The sequence below is a fragment of the Bradyrhizobium sp. MV1.5 genome (assembly GCF_055807615.1).
In genome coordinates, this window is sequence record NZ_JBVVPL010000085.1 from 1 (window position 1) to 9,728 (window position 9,728).

General features: G+C 66.3%; 9 protein-coding genes. 4 read left to right on the forward strand and 5 right to left on the reverse strand.

Annotated features, from left to right (window positions below; genetic code table 11):
- From AC0L2J_RS34245 to AC0L2J_RS34255, 3 genes are all read left to right on the forward strand, one after another.
- Positions 1-197: hypothetical protein (locus AC0L2J_RS34245; RefSeq protein WP_473395912.1), on the forward strand; the 197-nt coding region annotated here is incomplete at its 5' end.
- 52 nt (positions 198-249) lie between these two features.
- Positions 250-1,311 (forward strand): AraC family transcriptional regulator, encoded by a 1,062-nt coding sequence (locus AC0L2J_RS34250; RefSeq protein WP_473395913.1) that lies wholly within the window; start codon positions 250-252, stop codon positions 1,309-1,311.
- Between the two features lie 145 nt (positions 1,312-1,456).
- Positions 1,457-2,881: a serine hydrolase domain-containing protein gene (locus AC0L2J_RS34255; RefSeq protein WP_473395914.1), complete on the forward strand. Its 1,425-nt coding sequence runs from the start codon at positions 1,457-1,459 to the stop codon at positions 2,879-2,881.
- Positions 2,882-3,082: 201 nt separating this feature from the next.
- On the opposite strand, the gene AC0L2J_RS34260 is transcribed toward AC0L2J_RS34255, so the two are convergent.
- Entirely contained in the window at positions 3,083-4,450 is a 1,368-nt protein-coding gene (locus AC0L2J_RS34260; RefSeq protein WP_473395915.1) for an MmgE/PrpD family protein, read from the reverse strand.
- A 122-nt stretch (positions 4,451-4,572) separates the two neighbouring features.
- Between AC0L2J_RS34260 and AC0L2J_RS34265 the strand changes: the two genes are divergently transcribed.
- Positions 4,573-5,688: an FUSC family protein gene (locus tag AC0L2J_RS34265; RefSeq protein ID WP_473395916.1), complete on the forward strand. Its 1,116-nt coding sequence runs from the start codon at positions 4,573-4,575 to the stop codon at positions 5,686-5,688.
- Between the two features lies 1 nt (position 5,689).
- On the opposite strand, the gene AC0L2J_RS34270 is transcribed toward AC0L2J_RS34265, so the two are convergent.
- The 4 genes from AC0L2J_RS34270 to murA all read right to left on the reverse strand — a co-directional run bounded on the left by AC0L2J_RS34270 (position 5,690) and on the right by murA (position 9,702).
- Positions 5,690-6,340 (reverse strand): 2-hydroxychromene-2-carboxylate isomerase, encoded by a 651-nt coding sequence (locus tag AC0L2J_RS34270; protein WP_473395917.1) that lies wholly within the window; start codon positions 6,338-6,340, stop codon positions 5,690-5,692.
- A complete protein-coding gene (locus AC0L2J_RS34275) occupies positions 6,337-6,825 on the reverse strand; it encodes a DUF2867 domain-containing protein (protein WP_473251068.1) in 489 nt (162 codons plus the stop codon). Before AC0L2J_RS34275 ends, AC0L2J_RS34270 begins: the two co-directional genes overlap by 4 nt.
- Positions 6,822-8,216 (reverse strand): MATE family efflux transporter, encoded by a 1,395-nt coding sequence (locus AC0L2J_RS34280; protein WP_473395918.1) that lies wholly within the window; start codon positions 8,214-8,216, stop codon positions 6,822-6,824. Before AC0L2J_RS34280 ends, AC0L2J_RS34275 begins: the two co-directional genes overlap by 4 nt.
- A 190-nt stretch (positions 8,217-8,406) precedes the next feature.
- Positions 8,407-9,702 carry a UDP-N-acetylglucosamine 1-carboxyvinyltransferase gene (gene murA, locus AC0L2J_RS34285; RefSeq protein WP_473395919.1) on the reverse strand — a complete coding sequence of 432 codons (1,296 nt, stop codon included), beginning with the start codon at positions 9,700-9,702 and terminating at the stop codon, positions 8,407-8,409.
- Positions 9,703-9,728: the final 26 nt, after the last annotated feature.

Below are 9,728 nucleotides of genomic sequence, written 5' to 3' on the forward strand. Positions count from 1 at the left end.
ATGGCTCGGCCTCTCCGCGGAGGCGGCGTGATGCGCCTCGCCCTCACCCACACACCTCTGTCATCGCCCGGCTTGACGGGGCGATCCAGTACGCCGCGGCCTACCTGTTCGATCATGACCGTCCCGGAACACTGGATCGTCCGGTCAAGCCGGACGATGACAGAGTGCGCGGCGCGCGATGGTCCTTGAAAAAATAGGCGCAACGAAGGATGTTCGGCTGATGTCAACCGCGACCCATCGCAGCACCCGATGACCCTTGCCGCAACCGAGCTCGCGTTTCGTGCTGCCAGCGTCGCGCTGCTGCTGGTGCTAGCAGCGTCATTGCTCTCGGATTTCCGCAATGTTCTGGCAGCCCGGCTCGGTGCGGCCTTTGCGCTCGGCTCGGCAGCGCATGCCGCGAGCTATTCCGTCGGAATATCGTCGCTGGTCCCGGCATGGCATGCGCCGCTGATCGCGGTGTCGACCGGCAATATCGTGGTGTTCTGGCTGTTCACGCGCGCGCTGTTCGACGACGAGTTTCGCCTGCACCGGTGGCACGGATTGACCTGGGGGCTGGTGACAGCCTTCAGCTTCGCCAGCTGTCTCTGGATCGCACCCGGCGGACATGTCCGGTCCGCCGTCACCGCGGTGAACATGATCGTGCTCGGCTTCATTGCGCTCGCGATCATGCAGACGATCGCCTCATGGTCGGCCGATCTGGTCGAGCGCCGCCGCCGTGTTCGCGTCTTCATCATCTGTGCTGCCGCGCTCTATGGCGGATTGAACGCGGTGCTCCAGATCCTCGTCGTCGGCAGCGACGTCGGCGACGTCGCCAACACCGTCAACGCCGGCGTGCTCGCCAGCATCGTTGCGGCTATCGCCTATGCGATGATGCGCGTCGATGGCGCCGACCTGTTTCCAGCTGCCGCGGAGGCTGCGCCGGCGATCACGGCGAGCCAGCCTGCGGCCGACGATGCTGTCGACCAAAAGCTCATCGAGGCCCTGATGCGGCTGATGGCGGACGAACGGATCTATCGGCAGGAGAACATCAGCATCGGCGTGCTGGCGGGCCGGCTGAAAATTCCCGAATACCGGCTGCGCCGGCTGATCAACCAGGGGCTTGGCTACCGCAATTTCAATGTGTTCCTGAACAACCACCGGATCGAGGAGGCCAAAGCCGCGCTGGCCGATCCCGCCCAGGCCGAAGTCCCCGTCATCACCATCGCGATGGATTCCGGCTTCCAGTCGCTCGGCCCCTTCAACCGCGCCTTCAAGGCCGTGACCGGCGTGACGCCGACGGAATACCGGCGGCTCAAGGTGAATGCTGTCTAAGCTTTAGGGCACTGAAATATCGCGGTTATTTCAGAATCGGCGAGCGTCTCGCGGTTTTCGGCTGCGCCGTTTTCCAAATCCGGCGAGCGGGCATCGCGCGAATGCCGCTTCGTCTCCGGCACACGCCTCAAGCCGGAGCAAGCCCGTGACTCGCCGCAAGATCGTCCTACTCGCCGCCACCGTCGCCTTTGCGGGGCTCGCGCTCGGCGCGGTTCGCGCCCATGACGTGCCCAAGGTCGCCACCGGCTTCATCGCCGACGTGCTCTGTTCCGAGACGTTTGTCTCGGGCCTCGATGTCAGGCGTAATTTGACCGAGACCGCCGATGCGATGCCGGGGGCCGGTCTGCTCACCTGGGCGATGGACTATCAGGTCGATCGCGCACGCAAGGACGTCACGGTGACGTTGTTCGGCATTGGCCGCAGCCATGCCGTCTATCGCGAGGGACTCGGCTGCACGCTCGAGCACGGTGCGGAGATTGCCGAGGTCAGGCTGCCGCCGGATGACAGGCAGCCGTCGTTGCTGCCCGAGATTGCCGGCCCCGCAATCGTGTCGCCGCAAAGCCCGGAGCTGTCAGCCGCGCTCGATCATGCCTTCGCCGAACCTGCGCAGCCACCTTACCGCCGCACCCGCGCGATCGTCATCATGAAGTCGGGCCGCATCATTGCAGAGCGCTACGCGGACGGCATCGGACCGGAGACGCCGCTGCTCGGCTTCTCCATGACCAAGTCCGTGATTTCGGCTCTCACCGGGATCCTCGTGCGCCAGGGCCGACTGAAGCTCGACGGGCCCGCACCGGTCGCCGCCTGGACAAATCCGGACGATCCCCGTCACGCCATCACCGTCGATCAATTGCTGCGCCACACCGCGGGTCTGGCGCTCGGCAGCTCGCTTCAGGCCTCGCTCGGCTCCGCCTTCGAGCCGGTCAATCGCATGAAATTCACCGAAGACGACATGGCAGCCTATGCCGCGAGCATGCCGCTTGCGACCGCGCCGGGCACCGTGTGGAACTATCACGATGGCAACACCATCCTGCTCGCGCATCTGATCCGCAACGCGGCCGGCGGCAATCCCGCGGATGCGCTTGCCTTCGCGCGCCGCGAATTGTTCGCGCCGCTCGGCATGCGCCATGTCACGCTCCAGCTCGACGGCGCCGGCACGATCAAGGGGTCGAGCGAGATGCTCGCATCCGCGCGTGACTGGGCGCGCTTCGGTCAGCTCTATCTCAACGACGGCGTCGCCGGCGGCCGGCGCATCCTGCCTGAGGGATGGGTGAATTACTCGGCGTCGGCGACGCCCAATGCCTGGGTCGGCATCGGCGCCGGCTTCTGGACCAACCAGGGCGACAGTTTTGGCGCGACCTTCCGCATCGATCACGGCTGGCCGCGCGATGCCTTCTTCGCCAAGGGCACGATCGGGCAGTACACGATCGTGATTCCGTCGGAACGCTTGGTGATCGTGCGGATGGGCCGCTCGCCGAACTGGCCCCCGGAAGCGGACGGTGTGTTCGATCTGGTGCGCGATGTGGTTGCGGCAACGCGCGAGAAGGGGAAGGTGGTGAGGGGGAATTGAGAAGATAGTGAGGAGTGCGCTGCCTTCCTCCCTTCTCCCCTTGGGGGAGAAGGTGGCGCGAAGCGCCGGATGAGGGGTATCTATCCACGCATCCAAATGAGAGTGGGACTCGCGGAGAGAACCTCTCACCCGGCTTCGCTTTCGCGAAGCCACCCTCTCCCACAGGGGGCGAGGGTGCAGCGTTCGTGGGGAGAGAGCCTGCTACCTCCCCAGCTCCGTCGCCTTCGCTACGTGATCGAACCGCTCCAGCGTCATGATCGCGTCCGCGAATTTCTCCGCGCGCGCGTTCAGCACCGGGCGGGCCAGCGTCAAGAATTTCTGCTGCATGGCCTGGGCATCGGGGAAGGAGGTCGGCTCTCCCGAGGGATCGGCGTAGAGCCGCTCGTGCACGCCGTCGTCCGTCGTGATACTCACGCGCGCGCCGAAGGGATGGGTGCGGCCGATTTCGAGACGATCGTCCTGCACCACGTCGAACTTGTCGGCGAGCGCGTCGATGGCTGCGTCCCCAAGACGGGTGTAGTCGTCCCAGCCAAACGAGCCCTGGTCGAGCGCGAGCGCGCCGGTGAAGAACATCGAGAACTGGCCGCCGACGATCGAGGTCGGGTGCCGCTTGGTCGCGGCGTCGCCGGTGAGCGTGATGCCGTTGCGATGCAGCCCGATCTCGACCCGCTTGACCTGATCGGGCGTCAGATTGTGCTCGCGCCGCATCGCGATCAGCGCGTCGATCGCGGCGTGGGTATAGCGGCAGCTTGGATACGGTTTCACGCCGATCTTCATGGTCTCGTAGGTCCTGCCGAGTTCGGCGACCGCCTTGTCGGGATGCGCATCGTCGGTGTAGCCGGCGAGCAGGCCGTGCTTGCCCTCGACCGATTCCGTCGCGCCGACGAAATCGTTGCGCGCCAGCGTTGCGGCGATCACGCCGTTCATCGCGGCGGCGCCGACCTGGTAGCGCTTGTTCCATGCGCCATTGACCAGGAATTGCAGCGAGCCCGCGGCTTGGCTGCCGGCGACGCCGAAGGCGGCGATGAGCTGTTGCTCGGAGAGGCCGAACAGCTTGCCGGCGGCCGCGGCTGCGCCATAGGTGCCGGCGGTGGCGGTCGGATGGAAGCCGCGCGCATAATGCGAGGTCGGGTCGAGCGCGTTGCCGAGCCGGCAGCAGACCTCGTAGCCCGCAACGATCGCCGTCAGCACGTCGCGGCCCGACGCGCCGACCATCTCGCCGATGGCGAAGGCGGCCGGAACCACCGGCGCGCTCGGATGCAGCGAGGAGTCCGCATGCGTGTCGTCGAAGTCGAGGGAATGGCCGAGCGCGCCGTTGAGCAGCGCCGCGACCGCCGGCGTCCAGGTCTTGCTGTCGCCGAACACGGTGGATTCGCCCTTGGTGTCGAGCGCGAGCGCCTCCAGCATCTTCAGGATCGAGGGCGTCGATTCCGCTTCGCTGCGGGCCCGGATGGCGCTGCCGAGGAAGTCCAGCGTCAGCACTTTTGCCCGATCCTGCACTTCCGCCGGAATATCCTGGAATTTCAGGTTGGCGACATAGGCGGCGAGCGTTGCGGTTTCGTGAGCCATCGTGTTTCCTCGTTTTGGCGCGCAAGTTAGGCGGGCTGATTTGGCCTTTCAAGCGGCCTCGGGGCCGCGGGCATCAGCTATGCTTTGGCTGGCTTACGAGGGTTGGACCGGGATACGCGATCATGGCATTCGCAGGAGAGCTGTTCGACAGGGTCTGGTCGCGAAAGACCCAATTGGGGCTGGCGATCCGGGTCACGGTGGCGGCCACCGGCGCCTACGCGCTCGCCACCGCGCTGCATCTCTTGTTGCCGCTCTGGGCCGTCCTCACGTCCATCATCGTGACCCAGATGAGCGTCGGGCGCTCGCTCAAGGCGACACGCGACTACATGCTCGGCACCATCGGCGGCGCGATCTATGGCGGCGCCATCGCGATCCTGATCCCCTATTCGGGCGAACTGGGCCTGCTGGGTCTGCTGGTGCTGGCCGTGGCGCCGCTTGCCTTTGTCGCATCGATCTATCCGAATCTGAGCTCTGCAACGGTGACGGCCGTGATCGTGCTCGTGCTTCCGTCGATGCATCATGCCGATCCCATGGCCTCGGCGATTGATCGCGTCAGCGAAGTTTCGGTCGGCGCGGTGACGGGGCTGCTGGTCTCGTTCCTGGTGCTGCCATCGCGCGCGGTGCGGCAAATCCGCGCCAGCGCGGCGAAGCTGCTGGAATTGATCGCAGAGGCTTTCACCGAATTGCTCGCGGGCCTGACGCGCGGCCGGGACAATGACGCGCTGCATCGGATTCAGGACGGTATCGGCACCGCGATGGTCGGCATGAATACCATTGGCGCCGAAGCCGAGCGCGAGCGCTCTGCGCGATTGTCGAGCGGGCCGGACACCGGCCCGTTGTTGCGCACGATCTTGCGGCTGCGCCATGACGTCGTGATGATCGGCCGCTCGACCGTGGTGCCGTTGCCGGCCGAGGTGCAGACGCGGCTCGCCGCACCGCTGACGGAAGTCTCGACCGTGATCGCGCGCTTCCTGCGTTCGGCCGCCGCCGCCTTGCGCGAAGGCGCCGGCGCTCCGCCGATCCATCCCGTGCATGTCGCGCTCCAGCATTATGCCGAGGCGGTCGCGGCTGTGCGCCAGGACGGCCTGATCCGGGGGCAGCCCAGCGACACCGCGGAGCGCTTCTTCGCGCTCGGCTTTTCGCTGGAGCAGATGCACCAGAATCTCTGCGATCTCGATCGCGTGGTCGGCGAGTGGTCGGAGGCCGCGGCCGACAAGCCCGCGCGCTTGGCGGAGTGAGCTACCGCCTTTTCAGGCCCTTGCCCTGCATGCGCCAGACCAGCAAATCGATGCGGTCCTGGCCGAAGAACGGCTCGTTCTCGAATACGAAGGTCGGCACGCCCCAATGGCCGGAGGCGGCATGGTCCTTCTCGTTCTCCGTGATCACCTGCTCGTAGCGATCCGGGTCCGCGGTGATTGCGGCATCCATTGCGGCGAGATCGAAGCCGGCCTTGTCGGCGGCGCGCGCGAGATGATCGCCTTCGTTCCAGCCCGCCACCGAGCCGTCCCACAGCACGCGGGCGATGGCGTCGGTGAATGCGAGCGAGCGTCCCTCGAGCTGCGCCATGGCACCAAGCCGGGTCAGGCGGTGGATGTAGGGCTGCTCGGCCGCGACATCGAATGTCACCTTGTCCTGCACGATCGGATCGGGCCTTGGAAAGCGGAACGGAATGCCTTCGTGCTGCGCCACGCGCGTGCTGTCGAGCACCACATAGCGAATGAAGTTCGGGCTGGCCTTCTTGAAAAACCCGGGCACACGGACTGCGAGCGGATAGACCGGCCGCAAATTCACCGCCAGATCGTAGTCTTCGACGAGCTTCAGCGTCTTGGGCAGCGCCAAATAGCTGAACGGGCTGCGGAAGGAGTAGAAGAGGTCGACGGAGAGCGTCATCGGGCCGGCTCCGCGAGCCGCCCCATCATGCTGCGAGCCACAAGCTTGTGGAAGGGCGTGATGAACGCGAGGTAGGTGCGGCCCAGCAGATTGTTGGTCCGCACCAGCGTGGTCAGGGTGACGTGGCGCAGCACCGCTTCGCCGGCCACATCGACCACGATGCGGAAGTCGAGATGAGAATCGTCGAAGCCCGCCACCAGCTGCTCCGGCGTTTCACTTAGCACCGGAAACAGGCCGATCAGGCCGCCCGGCGCCGGAGCGCCCTCGCCCGATGTCTTCAGGCCGAACGGCGTCACGAGGATGTTGCGCAGGCGTGTCAGTGCACCGATCCAGCGTGGTCCGTGCAACACCATCCTGGTGCAGGCCTCGCGGGCATTCACCGGTGCTGTGCCGACCTCCACGCGAAAGGCATCGATGAATTGCGCGCCGGCCAGCAGCGCGCCGGCGTCGACATCGGGGGTGACTTCGCGGACGATCCCGTTCATCCCGCCAGTTTGCGCGTCAGCATCCGGAAGCGCAAGATCAGAAGTCCGGCATAGACGAACGATCCGATCGACAGTCCGATCCAGACACCGACCGCACCGAGATCGGCGTGAAAGGCGAGCCACCAGGCGATCGGAAAGCCCACGCACCAATAGCCGATCGCGGCGAATACCAATGTCATCCTGGTGTCATTGATGCCGCGCAGTGCGCCGCCCATGATGGTCTGGATCGCATCGGCGATGAAGAAGGTCGCGCCGACCAGCAGCAGCGTCGCGGTCAGCTCGACGGTCGCCATGCTCGCCTCGCCGCTGCCGAAGAACAGCCGTCCGAGCTGATAGCGGCCGAAGATGATCGCGACGGTCAGGGCCGAGACGAACGCGATCCCGATCACGGCTGCGACGAGACCTGCGCGCTTCACCGCAAGCGGCTCACCGCGGCCGAAGGCGTGACCGACCCGCACGGTAGCCGCCATGCCGATGCCGAGCGGGACCATGAACAGCACGGCGGTGACCTGGAGCGCGATCTGATGCGCCGCGAGCGCAGTGGTCGAGATCAATCCCATCAGCAGCGCCGCCGAAGAGAACAGGCCATATTCCAGCAGCAGCGAGAACGAGATCGGGGCGCCGATCGCGATCAGTTTGCGCATCAGGGGCCAGTCGATCCGCCAGAGATGGGCAAGCGGACGATAGTCTGCGAACGGCTTGCGCAGTCCCGCAATGGCGAGCGTGGCGACGAACGTGCCGAGATTGACCAGCGTGGTCGCAAGCCCCGCGCCGAACAAGCCGAGCTCCGGCAGGCCGAACAGGCCGTGGATCAGGGCGTACACCAGCGCGGCATTGACGGGGATCGCCGCGAGCGTGATCCACAGCGGGGCCTGCGGCCGGTTCACCGCACTCATCATGCTGCGCAGCGCGATGAAGCCGAGCGCCGGCGCGATGCCCCAGGCAAGGCCATTCAGATAGCGCTGGGCGAGCGCGGCCGAGTGCGGCGCCTGACCGAGCGCGACCAGGATGTGCTCGCCATAGAGCGGCGAGGCCATCATCGGCAGCGAGATCAGCAATGCGACCCACAGGCCGACGCGCAAGGAGCGGCGGATGCGCCTGACGTCGCCGGCGCCGAACGCCTGCGCGACTAGCGGCGACACTGCCGCCATCAATCCGAGCCCGAACGTGAAGCTGACGAAATAGACCGTATGCGCCAGCGCTGCTGCTGCGACCGCGCTCTCGCCGAGCCGCCCGATCAGCGCGAGATCGGTCGTGATCATCGCGATCTGCCCGAGCTGCGTCAGCATCATCGGCACGGCCAGCCGCAGCGTCGCGACGAATTCGTCGGCGAGAGGATTTGGCGGCACGCCGGCTTGCGGCTGCGAACGAGGCTGAACGGTGTCGAGCATGATCACCCAATAGCATCACCGAGCGACGAAAACATGGCCCTCGTGTCCCGGACGCGCGAAGCGCGAGCCGGGATCCAGAAGTTGCGGGCACGGCTCCTGGCCGCATGGACCCCGGCTCAGCAGCGCATCACTGACGTGCTGCGCTGCGTCCGGGGCACGAGACCATTTTCGGATTGGGAGCCGAAGCGCCTCACCCCTTCCGTTCGGGCACGCGTCGGATCTTCGCGCCGAGCGCATTCAGCCGTTCGTCGATGCGCTCGTAGCCGCGCTCGATCTGGTCGGCGTTGTTGATCGTGGAGGTGCCCTCGGCGCAGACGGCCGCGAGCAGCATGGCCATTCCGGCGCGAATGTCGGGTGAGGTCATCGTCGCGCCGTGCAGCCGGCTTGGACCGGCGATGATGGCGCGATGCGGGTCGCACAGCACGATGCGCGCGCCCATCGCGATCAGCTTGTCGACGAAGAACATCCGCGATTCGAACATCTTCTCGAACATCAGGATCACGCCCTCGCATTGCGTGGCGGTGACGATCGCGATCGACATCAGATCGGCGGGGAAGGCCGGCCAGGGCTGGTCTTCCAGCTTCGGCACGTGGCCGCCAAAATCGTCTTGGATCTTCAGCGTCTGGTTCGAGGGCACGATGAGATCGTCGCCTTCGATGCGGCAGACGATGCCGAGCCGCTCGAATCCCATCCGGATCGAGCGCAGATGCTCGACGCCGGCGCGCACGATGCGAAGCGGCGAACGCGTCACGGCCGCGAGCCCGATCAGCGAGCCGACCTCGATATGGTCGGGCTGGATCCGGTAGGTCGCAGCGCCCAGCGTCGCCGGGCCATGCACGATCATGGTGTTGGTGCCGATGCCCTCGATCTCAGCGCCGAGCGCGACCAGGAAATTGGCGAGGTCCTGCACATGCGGCTCGGACGCGGCGTTGCGCAAATAGGTGGTGCCTTCGGCGGCGACGGCTGCGACCAGCGCGTTCTCGGTCGCGGTCACACTGGGCTCGTCCAGGAACACGTCGGCGCCGGTCAGTTTCGAAGCGCGGAATTCGAGCCGGTCGGTCGCGGTGACCTTGGCTCCCAATTGCTCGAGCGCGAGCACATGCGTGTCGAGCCGTCGGCGGCCGATGACGTCGCCGCCCGGCGGCGGCAGCATCACTTCGCCGCAGCGGGCGAGCAGGGGGCCCGCGAGCAGGATCGAGGCGCGGATGCGCACGCATAGCTCAGGATCGAGATCGGCGGCGCGGATGCTCTTGGCGTGAATATGAAGCGTGTTGCGGGCGGTCCATTCCGCCGCCGCGCCGACCGAGCGGATCAGTTCGACCAGCGTCTCGGTGTCGCGGATCCGCGGCACGTTTTCCAGCGTCACCGGATGCTCGGTGAGCAAGGCTGCCGCGATGATCGGCAGCGCGGCATTCTTGTTGCCGGACGGCTCGATCGAGCCCGAGAGCCGGTGACCGCCCTCGACGATGTACTGGATGGGCGCCACGGGGTTCTCGCTGTCCTGTTGGGTGG

Coding starts and splice junctions, on each gene's coding strand:
- AC0L2J_RS34250 (WP_473395913.1), top strand. CDS start 250: ATGACCCTTGCCGCAACCGAGCTCGCGTTTCGTGCTGCCAGCGTCGCG.
- AC0L2J_RS34260 (WP_473395915.1), bottom strand. CDS start 4,450: ATGGCTCACGAAACCGCAACGCTCGCCGCCTATGTCGCCAACCTGAAA.
- AC0L2J_RS34265 (WP_473395916.1), top strand. CDS start 4,573: ATGGCATTCGCAGGAGAGCTGTTCGACAGGGTCTGGTCGCGAAAGACC.
- AC0L2J_RS34270 (WP_473395917.1), bottom strand. CDS start 6,340: ATGACGCTCTCCGTCGACCTCTTCTACTCCTTCCGCAGCCCGTTCAGC.
- AC0L2J_RS34275 (WP_473251068.1), bottom strand. CDS start 6,825: ATGAACGGGATCGTCCGCGAAGTCACCCCCGATGTCGACGCCGGCGCG.
- AC0L2J_RS34280 (WP_473395918.1), bottom strand. CDS start 8,216: ATGCTCGACACCGTTCAGCCTCGTTCGCAGCCGCAAGCCGGCGTGCCG.